Annotated in this window: 21 protein-coding genes and 1 riboswitch; of the genes, 20 read left to right on the forward strand and 1 reads right to left on the reverse strand. The window is 49.2% G+C overall.

Going from position 1 to position 17,852, the window contains the following annotated elements; all coding sequences use genetic code 11:
• The first annotated feature begins 189 nt into the window (after positions 1-189).
• The 12 genes from acpS (at position 190) to rimI (ending at position 9,506) form a co-directional block, all read left to right on the forward strand.
• Entirely contained in the window at positions 190-618 is a 429-nt protein-coding gene (gene acpS / locus AN618_RS08495; protein WP_066353924.1) for a holo-ACP synthase, read from the forward strand.
• Entirely contained in the window at positions 566-2,173 is a 1,608-nt protein-coding gene (locus tag AN618_RS08500) for a bifunctional ADP-dependent NAD(P)H-hydrate dehydratase/NAD(P)H-hydrate epimerase (RefSeq protein WP_066353895.1), read from the forward strand. Before acpS ends, AN618_RS08500 begins: the two co-directional genes overlap by 53 nt.
• Positions 2,142-3,308, forward strand: a complete 1,167-nt coding sequence (alr, locus tag AN618_RS08505) for an alanine racemase (RefSeq protein WP_066353896.1) — start codon at positions 2,142-2,144, stop codon at positions 3,306-3,308. Before AN618_RS08500 ends, alr begins: the two co-directional genes overlap by 32 nt.
• A 69-nt stretch (positions 3,309-3,377) precedes the next feature.
• Entirely contained in the window at positions 3,378-3,653 is a 276-nt protein-coding gene (locus tag AN618_RS08510; RefSeq protein WP_066353897.1) for a CopG family ribbon-helix-helix protein, read from the forward strand.
• Position 3,654: 1 nt separating this feature from the next.
• Entirely contained in the window at positions 3,655-4,005 is a 351-nt protein-coding gene (locus AN618_RS08515) for a type II toxin-antitoxin system PemK/MazF family toxin (RefSeq protein WP_066353899.1), read from the forward strand.
• Between the two features lie 100 nt (positions 4,006-4,105).
• Positions 4,106-4,810, forward strand: coding sequence for a gamma-glutamyl-gamma-aminobutyrate hydrolase family protein (locus tag AN618_RS08520; protein WP_066353900.1), 705 nt, complete (start codon positions 4,106-4,108; stop codon positions 4,808-4,810).
• A 66-nt stretch (positions 4,811-4,876) separates the two neighbouring features.
• Entirely contained in the window at positions 4,877-5,683 is an 807-nt protein-coding gene (locus tag AN618_RS08525) for a M55 family metallopeptidase (protein ID WP_281176828.1), read from the forward strand.
• An 18-nt stretch (positions 5,684-5,701) separates the two neighbouring features.
• Complete coding sequence (locus AN618_RS08530; RefSeq protein WP_066353902.1) at positions 5,702-6,859, forward strand: amidohydrolase; 1,158 nt, start codon at positions 5,702-5,704, stop codon at positions 6,857-6,859.
• Positions 6,860-6,924: 65 nt separating this feature from the next.
• A riboswitch (FMN riboswitch) is annotated at positions 6,925-7,056 on the forward strand.
• A gap of 79 nt (positions 7,057-7,135) precedes the next feature.
• A complete protein-coding gene (locus AN618_RS08535) occupies positions 7,136-7,753 on the forward strand; it encodes an ECF transporter S component (RefSeq protein ID WP_157081683.1) in 618 nt (205 codons plus the stop codon).
• A gap of 121 nt (positions 7,754-7,874) precedes the next feature.
• Positions 7,875-8,339: a tRNA (adenosine(37)-N6)-threonylcarbamoyltransferase complex ATPase subunit type 1 TsaE gene (gene tsaE / locus AN618_RS08540; RefSeq protein WP_066353903.1), complete on the forward strand. Its 465-nt coding sequence runs from the start codon at positions 7,875-7,877 to the stop codon at positions 8,337-8,339.
• On the forward strand, positions 8,336-9,070 hold the full coding sequence (tsaB, locus tag AN618_RS08545; protein WP_066353905.1) for a tRNA (adenosine(37)-N6)-threonylcarbamoyltransferase complex dimerization subunit type 1 TsaB: 735 nt from the start codon (positions 8,336-8,338) through the stop codon (positions 9,068-9,070). Before tsaE ends, tsaB begins: the two co-directional genes overlap by 4 nt.
• On the forward strand, positions 9,036-9,506 hold the full coding sequence (gene rimI / locus AN618_RS08550) for a ribosomal protein S18-alanine N-acetyltransferase (protein ID WP_066353906.1): 471 nt from the start codon (positions 9,036-9,038) through the stop codon (positions 9,504-9,506). The genes tsaB and rimI overlap by 35 nt, the downstream gene beginning before the upstream one ends.
• Positions 9,507-9,608: 102 nt before the next feature.
• Here the strand turns inward: rimI and tsaD are convergent, their stop codons facing one another.
• Positions 9,609-10,622: a tRNA (adenosine(37)-N6)-threonylcarbamoyltransferase complex transferase subunit TsaD gene (tsaD, locus tag AN618_RS08555; RefSeq protein WP_066353908.1), complete on the reverse strand. Its 1,014-nt coding sequence runs from the start codon at positions 10,620-10,622 to the stop codon at positions 9,609-9,611.
• 183 nt (positions 10,623-10,805) lie between these two features.
• Here tsaD and AN618_RS08560 point away from each other — a divergent pair, with 183 nt between their 5' ends.
• The 8 genes from AN618_RS08560 (at position 10,806) to AN618_RS08595 (ending at position 17,636) form a co-directional block, all read left to right on the forward strand.
• A complete protein-coding gene (locus AN618_RS08560) occupies positions 10,806-11,516 on the forward strand; it encodes a FadR/GntR family transcriptional regulator (RefSeq protein WP_066353909.1) in 711 nt (236 codons plus the stop codon).
• Positions 11,517-11,522: 6 nt separating this feature from the next.
• Entirely contained in the window at positions 11,523-11,828 is a 306-nt protein-coding gene (locus AN618_RS08565; protein ID WP_066353910.1) for a (2Fe-2S)-binding protein, read from the forward strand.
• A complete protein-coding gene (locus AN618_RS08570; protein WP_066353911.1) occupies positions 11,825-12,916 on the forward strand; it encodes an NAD(P)/FAD-dependent oxidoreductase in 1,092 nt (363 codons plus the stop codon). Before AN618_RS08565 ends, AN618_RS08570 begins: the two co-directional genes overlap by 4 nt.
• 15 nt (positions 12,917-12,931) lie before the next feature.
• Positions 12,932-13,429, forward strand: a complete 498-nt coding sequence (locus tag AN618_RS08575) for a 4Fe-4S binding protein (RefSeq protein WP_066353912.1) — start codon at positions 12,932-12,934, stop codon at positions 13,427-13,429.
• Entirely contained in the window at positions 13,426-13,710 is a 285-nt protein-coding gene (locus tag AN618_RS08580; protein ID WP_066353916.1) for a (2Fe-2S)-binding protein, read from the forward strand. The genes AN618_RS08575 and AN618_RS08580 overlap by 4 nt, the downstream gene beginning before the upstream one ends.
• Complete coding sequence (locus tag AN618_RS08585; protein WP_066353917.1) at positions 13,694-14,839, forward strand: NAD(P)/FAD-dependent oxidoreductase; 1,146 nt, start codon at positions 13,694-13,696, stop codon at positions 14,837-14,839. Before AN618_RS08580 ends, AN618_RS08585 begins: the two co-directional genes overlap by 17 nt.
• Positions 14,840-14,928: 89 nt before the next feature.
• The gene (locus AN618_RS08590) at positions 14,929-15,432 is read left to right on the forward strand and encodes a DedA family protein (protein ID WP_066353918.1); all 504 of its coding nucleotides are present in this window, start codon (positions 14,929-14,931) and stop codon (positions 15,430-15,432) included.
• 476 nt (positions 15,433-15,908) lie between these two features.
• Complete coding sequence (locus AN618_RS08595; RefSeq protein WP_066353919.1) at positions 15,909-17,636, forward strand: PEP/pyruvate-binding domain-containing protein; 1,728 nt, start codon at positions 15,909-15,911, stop codon at positions 17,634-17,636.
• The last annotated feature ends 216 nt before the right edge of the window (positions 17,637-17,852 follow it).

Consider the following 17,852-nt stretch of genomic DNA (forward strand, 5'->3'; position numbering starts at 1 on the left):
TTAGTAAATATTACTATTAGCAATTATAATTATAATACAAAGGTCAAAGAAGGTCAATATCCCCCACTTCAAATTTTTTAATTTTCGGGAAGGTATTTTGAGCGGAATATAGAATTATTTTATTGTGCCTTGTTTCTAGAATATATTATTTCCCTTTTTTCTCCGGATATTGAGGTGAATTTTGGTTTTATGGAAATAGGAGTTGACATAGTAGAGATCGATAGGATAAAAAAAGCCGTAAACAACGAAAATTTTATAAGAAAGATATTTACAAAAGAGGAAATAAATTCAATTAAACAAAAAAAAGGTGAGAGCCTATACAGGCACGTGGCCGGCAGGTTTGCAGCAAAAGAAGCTGTCAGCAAGGTGCTAGGGACTGGAATCGGTTTTTTCAGATGGAAGGATATAGAGATACTCCCGGACAAATTCGGAAAACCCGTGGTCAGGCTTTACGGAAAGGCTTTGGAACTAGCGGAAAGCAGGGGATTTACCCGGCTGCTCGTGAGCATTTCCCACTGCCGGGATTATGCCGTGGCCTTTTCCATGGCAGAAGGGGGTGTGAAGGATGAGAGCGGTAAGTCCTTCGACGATGAAGCAGATAGACAGGAGGGCCATTGAGGTCTACGGAGTTCCGGGGATAGTCCTGATGGAAAATGCCAGCAGAGCGGTGGCCGTTGCGGTCAAACAAAAAATTGAAGAGATATGCGGAAAACGGAAATCTCCGGGTAAGGTGGCAGTGGTCTGCGGCAAGGGCAATAACGGCGGGGACGGTTTTGGGGCCGCAAGACACCTTGCGAATATGGGTTTTGAGGTGATGGTTTTTCTGGCGTCGCCTTTTGATGAGATTTCAGGGGATGCCGCGGTAAACCTCAAAGTCATAAAAAATATGGGAATCCCCGTTTTGGAGCTCAAGGACGATGAGGAGCCGGAGAAAATCCGGGGACTTTTTGATGGATTTCACGCTGTGGTGGACGCCCTTTTCGGAACCGGCCTGAGAGGGGAAGTGGGAGGGTTCCACAGGAGGCTCATAGAAGCAATAAATGCGTCCGGACTTCCGGTAGTCGCAGTTGACATCCCCTCGGGGATATGCGGGATAACCGGTAAGGTGCTGGGGGCTGCGGTGAGAGCTGACGTTACGGTGACGATGGGACTTTTGAAAGTCGGCTTGCTGCTCTATCCGGGAGCAGCCCATGCGGGCAGGGTGATTGTCGCCGACATAGGCATACCTCACAGGGTTTTTGAGGAATTCGAAGCTGAGGGCTTTCTTTTGGAGCCGGGGTTTATAAAAAACTACATTAAACCTCCCGCACCCGATGCCCACAAGGGCGATATGGGCAAGGTTTTTATCATAGCGGGTTCAAAAGGGATGACGGGAGCTTGCGCACTTTCGGGCTTAGGTGCAGCCCGGTGCGGAGCGGGGCTCGTGACGCTGGGGGTACCGGAAAGTTTGAACGACATCCTTGAGGTGAAGGTAACCGAGGTTATGACCCTACCCCTCCCCGATACGGGGGAAGGGACGCTCTCGGAGGAAGCTTTAAAGCCCGCACTGGAATTTGCACAAAAATGCGATGCGGTTGTCATCGGACCAGGGCTTTCCTGCCACCAAGAGACAGAAAAGTTCGTGAGAAGCTTCGTGGCCGAATGCGAAAGGCCGATGGTGATAGACGCCGACGGGATAAATAACCTTTCCCAAAGCCCCGGGGTGCTGAGGGAGGCTAAAGCTCCCGTCGTAATCACGCCTCACCCCGGGGAAATGGCGAGGCTGCTTTCCATGACACCCCGGGAAGTGCAGGAAAACAGGTGGGATGTGGCAAAAAAGGCCGGCGAAACCTTCGGATGTACGGTGGTCTTGAAAGGAGCCCGCACCTTGATATACTCGCCGGGACGTCCGGTTTATATAAATCCCACCGGGAACCCGGGAATGGCTACGGGCGGCAGCGGCGATGTGCTCGCCGGCATGATAGGCGCTTTTCTGGCAAGGGGTCTTGATGCTGTGGAGGCTGCGGCGGCCGGAGTCTACCTGCACGGGCTGGCAGGGGATGCGGCGGCGGAGAAAAAAGGTGAAATCCCACTGGTGGCCGGGGATATAATAGAAAACATCCCTGAGGCTTTAAAATACCTGCAAGAAGGGGAGAAAGTATATGGATATGAGATTCAGACCTACCAGGGCTGAGATAAACCTGGATAACCTGGAACACAACATCAACGAAATAAAAAGGATAACAAGTTCCGGGGCCTTCCTCTGTGCGGTGGTGAAGGCCGATGCCTACGGCCACGGTGCCGTAGAAGTAGCAAATACGGCCCTTTCATGCGGGGCAAAGTATTTGGCCGTGGCCATCTTAGAGGAAGCGGTATTCTTGCGGAAAGCGGGAATAAAGGCGCCCATCCTGATTTTGGGTTTTACACCCGAAGAGCAGTTTGATAAAATAGTAGAGTACGGCATAACCCAGACCGTTTACAACCTTAATTCCGCGAAGTTGCTTTCAAAAAAAGCCGAAGAGCGCAAAGTTAAGGCCAAGGTCCATATAAAGCTCGATACCGGCATGTCAAGAATTGGCTTTCAGGCGCAGATGTCGTGCCTTCCGGATATAGAGGAGATATTCAAACTCCCTGGAATAGAAGTGGAAGGCATTTTCACCCACTTTGCAAAGGCCGACGAAAGGGACAAGAGCTTTACTAAAGAGCAGTTTGAGAAATTTGACATGATTGTAAAGGCCTTGGAGAGCCGGGGCTTCAGGATACCAATAAAGCACGTGGCCAACAGCGCTGCGATTATCGACCTTCCCGGAATGCACCTTGACATGGTAAGGCCGGGCATCATCCTTTACGGCATATACCCTTCCGATGAAGTGGAAAGGGAAAAAATCAATTTGAAGCCCGTGATGAGCTTTAAAACCCGCGTATCCCATGTGAAAAGGGTGCCGGCAGGCACTCCTGTCAGTTACGGAGGCACTTTCGTCACACAGAGGGAGAGCATCATTGCCACGCTGCCGGTGGGGTATGCTGACGGCTACCCGCGTCTTTTGTCTTCCAGGGCGCATGTGCTGATAAAGGGCAGGAGAGCTCCTGTGGTGGGCCGGGTTTGCATGGACCAGTGTATGGTGGACGTCACCGATGTTCCAGGAGTAATGCCCGGCGACGATGTCGAACTTTTCGGCGAAGGCAAAAACGGCGGAGTTACGGCCGATGAAATAGCCAGGATAGTTGGTACCATCCCTTATGAAATCGTATGTGGCATATCCAAGAGGGTTCCCAGAATATACATTAAAAATGGCAAAATAATAAAAATAAATAACCCTTTGGCATAAGAGGTATAATTTACATAGCCGAATCACATAATGATACTGACTTTTAAGTACGTCTAGGGGGGTGCCGCTGTGGCTGAGCTCAAGAGGATTGTAGTCAGCCTGCCGGACAGCCTGTTAAGGCAGGTGGATGTCATATTGTCCAAGGAGAAAAAAAACCGGAGCGAATTTATTCAAGATGCCATGAGATTATATCTTAGGGAAAGGGAAAGGATAAGAATGAGGGAGCAGCTAAAAAGCGGGTATCTGGAAATGGCAGAGATAAATCTAAAAATAGCGGAAATGGGAATAAACGAAGATTTAAAAGATTTGATGCTTTATGAGACAAGTCTTTCGGAGAGTGAATAAGGTGCAGGTAAGACGAGGAGACGTATTTTATGCCGACTTAAATCCCGTCATCGGTTCCGAACAGGGCGGCGTAAGGCCTGTTTTGGTCGTGCAAAATGACGTGGGGAATAAGTACAGCCCCACCGTTATCGTGGCAGCGATTACTTCCCAGATCGACAAGGCCAAACTGCCCACCCACGTGGAACTTAAACGCGGAGAATACGGGCTGGAGAAGGATTCGGTAATCCTCTTGGAACAGTTGAGGACCATAGACAAGAGGCGCCTGAGGGAAAAAGTGGCTTTTCTTGACAGTGAAATCATGGCAAAGGTTGATGAAGCGCTGAAAATCAGCCTGGGACTGGTGGAATTTTAAATCAATAAGCCCGAAGCAGGGCTTTTTGGTTTTTAGAAGGATTTTCGGGTTTTATTTAGTATTAATAAATTATAAGTGTTGATGGGAAGAGGAGAGTAAAATGAGGCCCTTGATAGCGATAACCTGCTCTTTCGCCGATGAAAAAATTTTTTTAAATCGCGGGTATTATGAAGCGGTGGAAAAAGCCGGAGGAATCCCGGTAGGTGTTGCACCTTTGAGGGACAAGGATGTCCTTTCGAATCTTCTCGATAGGGTGGATGGCCTGCTCCTTTCAGGAGGTCCCGATGTGGACCCGAGGCATTTTGGAGAAAATCCGAGGCCCGGTCTTGGAGAGGTAAACCCGTTGCGCGATGAAGCGGAAATCTTTCTCTGCCGCGAAGCCGTAAAGAGAAGAAAGCCGGTGCTCGGCATATGCCGCGGTGTGCAGCTTATAAACATAGCCTTGGGAGGCACCGTTTACCAGGATATCGGCTCGGAAATGGAAAAACCGCTGAAGCACAGGCAGGAAGCCCCCCGGTGGTACGCCAGCCACGATGTAAATGTATCGAAGGATTCGCTGCTTTACCGAATATTGGAATCCGATCTAGTTCCGGTAAACAGCTTCCACCACCAGGCTGTAAAAGATGTGGCGGAAATTTTAAAGCCGGTGGCCTTTTCGCAGGATGGCGTAGTGGAAGCTGTGGAGGGCGCATCGGGGGAATTTTTTTTGCTGGGAGTGCAGTGGCACCCTGAGGAGATGTGGCGAGAATATCCTCTTCAGCTTAAGCTCTTTGAAGCTCTAGTCGATGCGGCCCGGATGAAGTGATATTGACCCAGGCTTTAATAAGTCAATAAAAATTGAAAATGAGGAGGGGTTTTTCTGAAAATCTACATATCCGCCGACATGGAAGGGATTTCTGGAGTTGTATCTTCCAGCCACGTCGAGCCGGGCTCCGGGGAATACGAAAGGTTTCGCCGGCTCATGACCAGGGAAGTAAATGCAGTGGTAGAGGCTGCTTATGAATACGGGGCTTCAGAAATAGTAGTAAATGACTCCCACAACAAAATGGACAACATTTTGGTGGAGGAACTTCATCCTAAGGCTTGTCTTATAAGCGGCAGTCCGAAGCCCCTCAGCATGATGCAGGGAATTGACGAAACGTTCGATGCGGTGTTCTTTGTCGGGTACCATGCCAGGGCCGGCTGTTCCGAAGCCATCATGGACCATACATACACAGGAAGCGTGATATATGCCAAAATCAACGGCAAATTTATGAGCGAAGCGGGTTTGAAGGGGAGGCTGGCGGGCTATTTCGGGGTGCCCGTGACGCTGATAACGGGAGAGCAGAATGCCGTAAGGTGTGCGAAGGAAGAGCTCAACGACCCCGTAGGCGTTGTGGTGAAGGAGGCGGTTACCAGATATTCCGCTAAAGTCTTCCCCTTCGACGTTGTACGGGAGAAAATCCGGGAAGGGGTAAAAAAAGCCATCGAAGACCTTTCGCGTTTCAAACCCACCGTGGAAGAAGGTCCGGTGGAACTAGAGGTCTCATTTGGGCGGTCCATAATGGCCGACATGGCTTTGCTCATTCCAGGAATGATGAAAAAAGACGCGAGGACCGTTGTTTATACCGCAAAAGATTATTTGGAAGCTTATAAAGTTTTTAGGGCGGCTTTGGCCGTAAATTCTGGCATTCGTTGAAAAAGAGGAGGGATATTCGTGATAGCCGTAAAAGGCGGTACGGTCTACACCATGAAAGGTGAAATAATAGAAGGAGGAACGGTGTTAATTGAGGATGGCAAGATTGTCAAAGTAGGTAAAGACATACCGGTCCCGGAAGGCTGCGAAGTGATGGACGCCTCAGGGAAATATGTTTTTCCAGGCTTCATTGACGCCCACAGCCATGTGGGTATTTTCGAAGAAGGTGTGGGGGAAATAGGAGAGGACGGCAACGAGATGACTGACCCCGTAACGCCCCACCTGAGGGCCCTTGATGCCGTAAATCCGGGAGATAAGGCTTTTGACGATGCGATAAAGGGTGGAGTTACCTGCGTTTTTACCGGGCCCGGCAGTGCCAACGTGATAGGAGGCCAATCCATTGCCGTCAAGACCTTTGGTCGAGTCATAGATAAAATGGTCGTAAAAGCTCCGGCGGGGCTCAAAGTGGCTTTCGGAGAAAATCCCAAGCGAGTTTACGGTCAGCAAAAGAAGATGCCCTCCACCCGAATGGGAACGGCGGCCCTCCTGCGGGAGACATTAACAAAAGCGAAAAATTATCTGGAAAAACGGAAAAAATCCCTGGAAAAAGGAGAGTTTTTCGAAAAAGACCTTAAAATGGAAGTGCTCTGCGAGCTTTTAGAGAAAAAGATTCCACTGAGAGCCCACGCCCATAGGGCGGACGACATAATGACCGCCGTAAGGATAGCGCGGGAATTCGACGTTGAGATTGTGATTGAGCACTGCACCGAGGGGCATCTCATAGCCGATGAGCTGGCGGAACTCGGCGTGGCGGCGGTGGTGGGACCTTCTTTGACGTCCCGCTCCAAAGTGGAGCTTAAGGATCTGAGTTTTAAGACCGCGGGCATCCTGGCAAGCAGAGGAGTCAAAGTGGCGATAATGACGGACCATCCGGTTGTTCCCATCCAGTATCTAAATGTATGCGCTGCCCTTGCGGTAAAAGAAGGAATGAAACCGGAAGACGCCCTTTCGGCCATTACCATAAACGCCGCCGAGATTATTGGCATCGCAGACAGGGTAGGCAGTATCGAGGAAGGCAAGGACGCCGATATAGTAATATGGGACGGCTTCCCCTTAGAGATCATGTCGAAACCGGAGCTTGTAATGATCGAGGGCAAGGTGGTTTATAAAAAGGAATAAAGCATCCTTGACAAGAAAAGGTTATATGGTATACTAGACTATGAAAAAATTAATAAGTTCCAAGGATAAGCCTTCGGGGCAGGGTGAAATTCCCGACCGGCGGTGAGCCTAAAAGGCGAGCCCGCGAGCCCTTGTAGAGGGTTGACCCGGTGAAAATCCGGGGCCGACGGTTAAAGTCCGGATGGGAGAAGGCGAGAACATACCGTGCGATATTGTTGCCCCGGGGTTTATCCCGGGGCTTAGATTTTATATACGATATGCGGAGGTGTTCAGACAGTGAACGTGTTAAACAATTCAAAAGCGGAATCTTTGCGCGAGACCAGGAATCTTACAAAAGTTGCGGTTTTGGGAGTAATGGCTTTTTTGCTGATGACTTATCTTGAGTTTCCGCTTCCGATGTTCCCCGCCTTTTTAAAGATGGACTTGAGCGACCTGCCCGCCCTGCTTGCAGGTTTTGGGATGGGGCCGTGGGCGGCGGTATTGGTGGAGATAATCAAAAACATTTTGCACGCCATTTTTAAAAATCAGACCGCGTTTGTGGGGGAAATAGCCAATTTCTTGACCGGAGTTCTATTTGTGGTACCGGCGGCTGTGGTATACGCTGCCAGAAAAACAAAGGCCAATGCGATAATGGGAATGGTACTTGGAACCCTTATAATGGCTGTTGGAATGGCCTTGGCCAACTACTACATTTTCCTTCCGCTTTATGCAAAGGTTTTCAATATGCCCCTGGATGCCATAGTGAGCATGGGTTCGAGCGTCAACGGGAGAATAGTCGATTTGAAAACCCTTGTGGTATACAGCATAGTTCCTTTTAACATCTTAAAAGGGGCAATAATAATGGCTATAACGCTACTTATATATAAAAAGATTTCGCCCCTTTTGCACATGTAACCTGATGAGATGTGCAGCACCAACCGGGATAATGGTTGGTGCTTTATTTTTTAAGTTTTTGCATGTGGGAAATTGCGGTATAATGTATATGTAAATCTAATTCAGAGAATGGGGAAAAGTTATGGAGTTCAAGGCCGTTTTTGAGACCAGAAGCGTTGGAGAAACGGAAGGGCTGGGAGAAAAGCTCGGCAGTCTCCTTTCAAAAGGGGATTTGGTGGCCCTAAAAGGGGATTTGGGTGCCGGTAAAACGGCTTTCACCAGAGGAATCGCCAGAGGGCTCGGGAGCGAGGATTTTGTGACAAGCCCGACCTTTACCATAATAAACGAGTATGATGGAGATGTGCCCATTGCCCACATGGATGCTTACAGGTTGAGTGATGCTGTGGAATTGGAAGACATAGGATTCAGGGACTACCTTAAAGAATACGTCGTGGTGATTGAGTGGGCGGATAGGGTTATCGATTTGCTTCCTGACGAGGTCCTTTTGGTGGAATTCGAAACAATTGGAGAGCAGGAAAGAAGGATAACTTTCACAGCAAAGGGGAAAAAATACGAAAAAATTTTGCAGGAGTTGAAGAAGTCATGAAGGTTCTTGGTATAGATACATCTTCCGAGGTGGCTACCGCAGCCCTGCTTGCGGAAGAAAAACTGGTGGCGGAGTACATTTTGAACCACCGTCACACCCATCTTGAAAAGCTCGTCTCAATGATTGACCGGCTTCTTTCCGATTCGGACACCAAACTTGAAGAATTGGATGCCATAGCGGTGGCTGTAGGGCCGGGGTCCTTTACTGGAATAAGGATTGGAATGGCTTGTGCTCAGGGGCTTTCTCACGTTCACGGCATACCCATTGTTGGAGTCAATACACTGGATGCCCTGGCACACAATTTGATGCACTGCGGTGATTTTTTATGCGCTGCCGTTGATGCCCAGAGGGGCGAAGTCTATGCTTGCCTTTACCGGTGGGAAGGCGCAGAATTGATGCGCTTTTGGGACTATGAGGTCATAAAGGTAGAGAAGCTCGCAAAGCGCCTGACTGACTTAAACGGAAACGCGGTGCTGCTGGGTGATGGGGCGGTCCTGGTGGAGTCGGCTTTGCCGGAAGAAGTGAAATCTTCGGGGAAAATAGTCGTGGCAAAAAGGCCTTTTGCCATGCCCAGAGCATCTTCGGTGGCGGAGGCAGGGCTGAAGGATTTAAAGGAGGGAAGAACCTTTAACTGTTTTAACATCAGGCCTTTTTATATGAGAAAATCCCATGCAGAGGAAAAGTGGGAGGAAAGGTATGGAAAAGGCAAGCCCGGGAAAAGTGACCATTGAACTGATGAAAACGGAAGATTTGGACCAGGTGATGGAAGTAGAAAAGTTGAGCTTTACCAATCCTTGGTCCAAAAATTCTTTTTTCCTTGAGCTTACGACTAACGAGTTGGCCACGTACATAGTGGCCAAGGTCGACGGCAAGGTGGTTGGCTATGCCGGCATGTGGCTCATTGTTGGGGAAGCTCACGTGACCAATGTGGCGGTCCACCCCGAATTCAGGAAAAAAGGTATAGGGGAGCTTCTTATGCGCTCCCTCATGACCTTAGCTAAGGAAAGCGGAGCTAAAATGATGACTCTCGAAGTGCGAAAGAGCAACTACATTGCCCAGAACCTTTATACGAAATTGGGATTTGAGCCCATAGGGATAAGGCGAGGATATTATACCGACAACAGGGAAGATGCTGTCATAATGTGGACAAATTTGAATGAAAAGTAAGTATTATCCACATATCCACAAAGTTATCCACAGAAAAAACTTAAAAACCATCCTTTGTACGTCACTTATCCACAATTTCCCCAATTTCATTTTCCACAAGTATTAAAAAAGTTTCAGGTTTGCATAAGCTTCGAGGCTGAAGTCCGACAAAAATCCCTGCCTGTACCTGTAGTAGCCCGCGCATGCTATCATGGCGGCGTTGTCGGTGCAAAGCTTTACCGGTGGGAAGCGGACTTCAAAACTATCTCCCGCCCTTTTTTGAAATTCTTCCCTGAGGCGGCTGTTTGCAGCGACGCCTCCCGCTAGAGCTATAACCCGGCAATTGGTTTTCTTCGCCGCTTCGATTGTGTTTTCTACAAGAGCAGTGACCACAGCTTTCTGAAAACTGGCCGCCACGTCCTCTACTTTCACGGGAGTTCCTTTTTGCCTGCAGTGGTTGAGAAAATTAAGCACGGCGGATTTGAGGCCGCTGAAGCTGAAGTCCAGGTCACTCCCCTTTATCTGGGCGACCGGAAAAGAGATAGCATTTTCGTCGCCCATTCGCGCGATTTTGTCGATGGCCGGGCCTCCTGGATAACCCAGGTTCAAGGCCCTTGCTATTTTGTCGAAAGCCTCACCGGCGGCGTCGTCCAGTGTCCTGCCCAGCACGGTGTATTTTCCATGGTCCTCCATGTGTATAAGATGGGTGTGTCCTCCAGAAACCACGAGGCAAATAAAGGGAGGCTCAAAATCGTTTTCAAGGAAATTAGCGTATATGTGCCCCTCTATGTGGTTTACGCCGATGAGGGGCTTTTTTGTTGCATAGGCGACGGCTTTTGCGTAGGAGACGCCGACAAGCAGGGCGCCTATTAGTCCGGGGCCGTGGGTGACGGCCACCAGGTCTATTTCATTAAAATCGACGTTGGCTTCTTGAAAGGCCTTTTCCACAACGGCGCATATAGATTCCAGGTGTTTTCGCGATGCGATTTCGGGCACTACTCCACCGAATTTTTCGTGCCATTCGGTCTGGGAAAGTATAACGTTCGAAAGTATTTTTCTGCCGCCCGCGACTACTGCGGCCGACGTTTCGTCGCAGGAAGTCTCTATGCCGAGTGTAATTAATTCTCCGTTTTTCATAGCAAGTCTCCTTTCTAAAAAGTAATCTTAGCATAACGGCGCGCATTATGCAATTTGTTAAATAGTGAACTAATAATGTAAATTTAAAAATGTGTATTTAATTCGAAGGATTTTTTAAATGAGTACAGAATATTTATAAATATAACTGGATGACCAAGTAAGCTAAATAGTCAGGAGGATAGCATGAATTTCCAAAGAGTGAAAAACGTGAGGCTGTACGAAACGATAATCCAGCAAGTCATGGGCATGATTGACAAGGGGGAATTGAAGCCCGGCGACAAATTCCCGTCCGAAAGGCAGCTCATCGAACAGCTCGGGGTGAGCAGGTCGATTTTAAGGGAAGCTTTCAGGGTGCTGGAGTCAAGAGGCATCGTGGAAAGCCGCCCCGGCGGGGGAAGATATCTCAGGAAAATATCCGGCTCTTCGCTCATGAACTTTACCTCGATGGACCTGGAAAGAGATGCGCTTCTCGATGTCATCGAAGCCAGGGAAATTATCGAAATAAGGGTGGTAAGCCTTGCCGCGAGACGTGCGACCGAGGAGGATATCGAAAAATTGGTGGATCTGGACAGAGAATTCCACGGAACCGGCACAAGTTTGCAGGAATACCGCGAAAAAGACAGGGACATGGCCTTTCATCTGGCACTGGCCGAAGCATCGCATAATTTCGTTCTAAAGGAGGTGGTGGCCTACCTTTTGACGGTGAGCAAGGACCTGCGGGAGAAGACTATACTGGATTTTGACGACTGGTTGGAGCTCTGCAGGCAGCATAGCGACATAGTTAAAGCCATCTCTGAACGCAACGAGGATGAAGCCGTTGAAAAGATGAAAGTACACCTTAGGGAATTGAGGCGTTACATATTAAAAGAAAAACATTTTAAAAATGAGGGGTGAAAGGATATGCGAATCGAAGAACACCCTATTCTGACCTTCAAGCGGGGAAGGGAAGTGGAATTCACCTTTAACGGCAAAAAGATGAAGGGGTACGAAGGAGAGCCCATCGCGGCGGCGTTGCACGCCAACGGTGTGAAGGTTTTAAGTTACAGCAAAAAACTAAAAAGACCCAGGGGATTTTACTGCGCCATAGGAAACTGCTCATCCTGCCTCATGACCGTGAACGGCGAGCCGAACGTGAGGGTATGCACTGAGAAGCTCCGCGAGGGCATGGTAATAGAAACACAGGAAGGCAGGGGTGAGCTCAATTGAAGCACACGGAGATAGCGGTTATAGGTGGAGGACCGGCGGGACTCATGGCGGCGCTGGCGGCTGCGGAAATGGGCGCAAGCGTCACGCTGATAGACAGAAATTCGAGACTAGGAGGGCAGCTTGTAAAGCAGACACACAAGTTTTTCGGCTCGGAAAGACAGTACGCTTCGGTGCGGGGAATAGATATTGCGAAGATTTTGTCGGATAAGATCGAAGAAAACCCGAAAATAGAAGTAATGCTGGATTCGACGGTCGTTGCCTATTATCCCGATGACGGCGTGCTAGGCATAGAGGTGGAAGAGAAAAAATGGGTGAAGATGAAGGCGGAAAGAATAGTTGTCGCAACGGGCGCCTCGGAAAAGTTTTTGCTTTTTGAAAACAACGACCTTCCCGGAATTTACGGAGCCGGGGCCGTGCAGACCTTGATGAACGAACACGGGGTGCTGCCGGGCAAAAACGTGCTAATGGTCGGAGCCGGCAACATAGGCCTCATCGTGAGCTACCAGCTGATGCAGGCGGGTGTCAACGTAAAGGCAATAATCGATGCCGCGCCCACCATAGGGGGTTACTGGGTGCACGCTTCAAAAGTGGCGAGGCTCGGAATACCCATCCTCACCTCTCATACCGTGAAGGCTGCCTATCCAAACAAAATGACCGGAGCCTTGGAAAGAGCCGTTATATGGAAACTGGACGAAAAATGGCAGCCCGTGCCGGGGACGGAAAAAGTGTTTAACGTGGATGTGATGTGCATAGCGGTAGGGCTGTCGCCGCTGGCAGAACTTTTGTGGCAGGCCGGATGCAGGATGAAGTACGTGCCGGAACTCGGCGGGCACGTGCCCGTGAGGAACGAGAACATGGAGACCACGGTCCCCGGAATTTACGTGGCTGGCGATGTGGCGGGAGTGGAAGAGGCTTCGAGCGCCATGATGGAGGGAAGGCTGGCGGGCCTTTCTGCGGCTCAAAGCCTCGGATATGACGATGGAAGCTGCGAGGATAAGAAGGCTGAAGTCAAAAGAGAACTTGAAAATCTGCGTTCCGGGCCGGTCGGGGAAAAAATCCGCAAAGGCCTTTCCAAATTAGCCTCATGAGGAGTGTGAATTAGTATGCTCGCTACGAACGGAATACCGACGGCGGAGGAACTAGCTCCCAGGATTCCTCCGGCCGAAAGGCTCAAAAAAGGGCCGGTGGCGGTTATCGAATGTTTTCAGAAAATCCCTTGCAATCCGTGCTACACCGCCTGCAGGGTCGGAGCAATAGAAAAGTTTGAAGATATAAACGACCTTCCCAAAATCGATTTTGAAAAATGCACCGGGTGCGGCCTTTGTATAAGCAAGTGTCCGGGACTTGCCATATTTGTAGTCGATGAGACTTATTCGGAAAGTGAAGCCACGGTGTCTATGCCCTTTGAGTTTCTCCCGCTTCCGGAAGAAGGCCAGGAGGTGGATTTGCTGGACAGAAGCGGTGCGGTTGTGGGCAGGGGCAAGGTCGTTAAGGTGCGGAAGGGGAAGTACGAAGACAGGACCCCAATCGTTACCGTAACGGTTCCGAAACACCTTTCCATGGTGGTAAGGAATATAAGGGTCGGGGGAGGTAAAAAATGAAAAGCAAGACGATTATCTGCCGTTGCGAGGATGTGACGCTGGAGGAAATCGAGGCCCTTATAGAAAAGGGATATACGTCGATGGAAGAGATAAAAAGGATAACCCGCTGCGGTATGGGCCAGTGCCAGGGCCGGACCTGCAGAACATTGCTTTTGGCGGAACTTGCAAAGGCCACGAATAAAAATCCCGCCGAAATCGAGGTTACAACATTCCGGCCTCCTGCCAAAAACATAAAGATGTCGGTGATACTGGAGGGAAGCGAAAATGAAAAAAACGGCTGAAATTGTAATTATAGGCGGGGGGATATCAGGCCTTGCCACGGCTTATAACCTCGCGGCCATGGGCATGAAGGACGTGGTGGTGCTCGAAAAAGGTTATCTGATGAGCGGTTCTACCGGACGATGCGGTGCTGGCGTCAGGCAACAGTGGGGAACGGAGATGAACTGCCTTCTTGCTAAGGCTTCCTGCGAGATTTTCGAAAACTTAAACGAAATTCTGGACTACGAGGGAGATATCGAATTCAAACAGGGCGGATACCTGCTGATGGCCGTTACCGAAAAAGAGGTGGAGCAGTTCAAGAAAAACGTTGCCCTTCAAAACAGCCTGGGCATAAATTCGGTGCTTCTCACCCCTGAAGAGGCAAAGGAGATAGTGCCGGACCTCAATATAGAAGGCATTTTAGCGTGTGCTTTCCACCAAAAGGATGGTCACGCGAATCCCTTCCACACGATGATAGCTTATGCGGAAGCGGCGAAAAGGCTCGGTGTAGAGATTTACACCTATACTGAAGCGACCGGGATAATTGTCGAAAACGGAAGGATTAAAGGCGTGAATACCAATAAAGGAGATATATACACGGATAAGGTGCTCATCGCCGCCGGCGCCTGGTCAAAGAAAGTGGGCGCTATGGCGGGCGTAGACATACCTGTGAGGCCAGAACGCCACCAGATCCTCGTTACAGAGCCCGTGAACCACCGCCTGGGCCCCATGATAATGTCCTTTGCCGGCAACATATACTGCCAGCAAGAGCCGGGCGGGGAATTCATAATGGGGCACGGCCCCGCGGAACACGAAACCTACAGCGTAACGTCATCGTGGGACTTTGTGGAAGAGATGTGCAGGAAAGCAGTAAGATTCCTGCCGTACCTGAAAAATGTGAGAATCGTGCGGCAGTGGTCAGGCCTCTATGAAATATCTCCCGATGCTCAGCCCATTCTGGGCAGAGTAGAGCAGGTGGAAGGGCTTTACGTAGCCACCGGTTTTTCCGGCCACGGTTTCATGTTCGGTCCCATCACCGGTGTGCTGATGGCGGAGTGCATACTGGGGCTTCCCACCAGGATACCCATCGATAAACTAAACCTCGGGAGGTTTGAAAGGGGCGAGCTCATATTCGAACCTTCGGTCGTATGAGGGGCTATACAGCCCTTTTTTTTATAATTTTTTTTGAAAAAGACAAAATAAAAAAATGGAGATAAATAAAAATTTTATGGTGGGGCCTTATGAACTTCGCTATAATAGAACTATACGATATAGTGCTAGAATACGGGTGGATTGCGATTTTTGCTGTTTTCGCCCTGGAAGGAACGGGAATGCCGCTGCCCGTACAGGTGGTATTCATAGCTGCGGCCTTTCTCATAAAGACCGGAAGAATTTCTTTCTGGAAAACGGTAATAATCATGGCTCTAGGGAACCTTTTTGGGAACGTGCTCGCGTATTATGCGGGCCGCACCAAAGGGAAATCCTTTTTCGACAGGTACGGGGGGAAAATAAAGCTCTGGCGAGAAGGCTTTGAAAAGGTAAAAGAGTGGTACATCCGCTACGGAGGTCCTTTCATAATCGTGAGCCGGCTTATCGGCATTCCGCGCACTCCGGCTATATGGGCCTCGGGCATCATCGGAATAGATTTTAAAGTTTATGTGATATACAGTTTTCTCGCGGATTTTTTGTGGGCATGTTTTTATACCTTTTTAATGTATAAGGGGCTTGCTTCGTTCCCCATATAATAAAGTAAGAGCTCGCAGCAACCTACGCTACGGCTATCAGGAATCTCTACATAGCCCGCTGCAACCTTTCGGCTGCATGGGACCATTACAAAACCCCTGATAACCTTCGCTCGACCTCCATGAGTACCTGAGAAGCCTTAAGCAATCTCTCGACTGCTTAAAACCCCCAGCCAAACCTTTTAAAAAAGGTTGTGACCTGCGGAACCCATGAAGATCTTAGCTCGAATGTTATGCATCCTTCCTGACCTCAGGATGACCCAACGAGGCCACCCTGAAGCCTTACAAGACGCATAACATTCTGCCCGCCGGCCGGTGCCGAGCTTAACACCCGGCACCGACCTTTGGCCGACCGCCGCAGAACCCTTTTAAAGTCCTGCGGCGATCTTGGCTCGGCCGCTGCGAACCCTTACGATCTTATTTTACCCCCGTTAACGTATTAATATTCGCGTTTAAAAAATTACGGGAGGTGGCTTGATATGACAAAAAATGGAAATGAAAAGCTAAGAAGATATATAGCCTTCGATCCGCTTCATGTAGAAGAATTTAAAAGAAAAACCTTGGGCAGCGGCTCGATAGGCGGTAAGGCTAAGGGATTTCTCTTTTCGAAGATACTGCTTGAGAAAAAAGAGGACGAAATTTTAACTAACGTGGTAATACCTCCGAGCTATTTTGTAGCAACCAGTGTGTACGAGGATTTTATGGAAAAAAATAGAATTTACAGGATACTGGAGGAGACACCCGACGATTTGGAGGGGATTCAAGCAGCCATTATGGGAGGAGATTTCCCTGATTATGTAAATGATTTTTTGAAAAACGTGATAAGCGTTATGGACTACCCGCTGGCGATAAGGTCATCTTCCATGCTAGAGGACAGCGTGAAATACTCTTTTGCAGGTAAATACTTCACCACGTTCATACCCAACAACGGAGACGAAAAGCAGAGGCTGCATCAGATAACTTATGCCATAAAACAGGTTTATGCCAGCACGTTCGGGATAAATGCAGTGGTGTACAGGAAAAAACACGGCCTTGCAGAAGAAAAGATGGCGGTGATTATCCAGCAGCTTTTCGGAAAACAAAGGGGCGATGGTTTTTACCCGGAAATAGCGGGCGTCGGTTTTTCCCAGAATTACCGGCGTTTTACGGAGAGGATACGAAAGGAAGACGGAGTCGTTCGCATGGTCTTCGGCCTGGGCACGAGGAGCACGAACAGGGGATACGCCAGGACCTTTTCACTTACGAATCTGGAACTGAGGCCGGAAGGAAACAACGTCCAGGAGATTGCCAAGTACTCCCAGGAGACCTTTGATATGCTCAACTTGAAGACGGGAAATTTGGAATCTTACAATATCAACGAGCGGCTTGACCTGATACCGTATCACAGGAATTTCAATAAACTTTGTTCGCTCTTTTCCGCACACGAAAACGTGATAAAGGATATTCCACCTGTGATAACTTCCCTTGGACCCGGGGAAAAACTCATTTTCACTTTTGACAGGTTCCCCTCGTACAAACCGCGGTTCTTCAAATTGATGAAATTTCTTTTTTCGGTGCTCGAGGATGCAATGGGGATTGCGGTCGATGTGGAGTGGGCGTACGAGCCGGAAGACCCAAAGTTTGCCCTGATTCAGGTAAGACCCCTGTCGAGCAAGGAAGAATACCGGAAGGTAAGGATTCCGGAAGGGATAAAAAAAGAGGAGATTATACTTGCCGGCGACCGTATGTTGACCAACGGTATGGTGCAGGGTGTAAGATTTTTGGTCTACGTAGACCACGACGAATTTCACGCAAGCCCGGATAAATACGCCATCGCGAGGGAAGTGGGCAGGGTGAACGAGGCCCTTGCAGGAGAAAGGTACATCCTGGTGGGGCCGGGGCGGTGGGGCTCCAGCAACCCCATGCAGGGCGTTCCCGTAAACTATAATGAAATCTGCAACTGCGGAGTTCTGGTGGAGGTGGGGATTCAAAGGAAGAATTTTACGCCAGAGCTTTCCTACGGCACCCACTTTTTCGCCGATTTAGAGCTGGACGGCATTCTGTACATGCCCGTTTTCGACAACATCAAGACCAACATCATCAATTTCGATTGGTTCAGTAACGCCCCCAGAAAGGCCACCGGCCACAGGGCGGTCTGGATTTATGAGGGAGAATTCGATGTCTACCTGGACGGGGACAACATGAAAGGGGTTATAGTCAAAAAATGAAGACGGGTTAAACAGGCACAAGCCTGATCAACCCGACTTTACAAAAATCCCGCCAGAATGCCCCCGATTTTAATCGGGGGATGAATGGCGGCTTGCTATTCTTCTCCGGTTGTGTTATGATTTAAGCGAACCGGAGGAGATACTATATGCAGACAGTAACCCTCAAGGTAAAACTCCTATCCCCAAACAAAGGCAAACTGGAAAAGATGGTTCGAA

Source organism: Fervidicola ferrireducens (genome assembly GCF_001562425.1).
GTDB classification, from domain to species: Bacteria; Bacillota; Thermosediminibacteria; order Thermosediminibacterales; family Thermosediminibacteraceae; genus Fervidicola; species Fervidicola ferrireducens.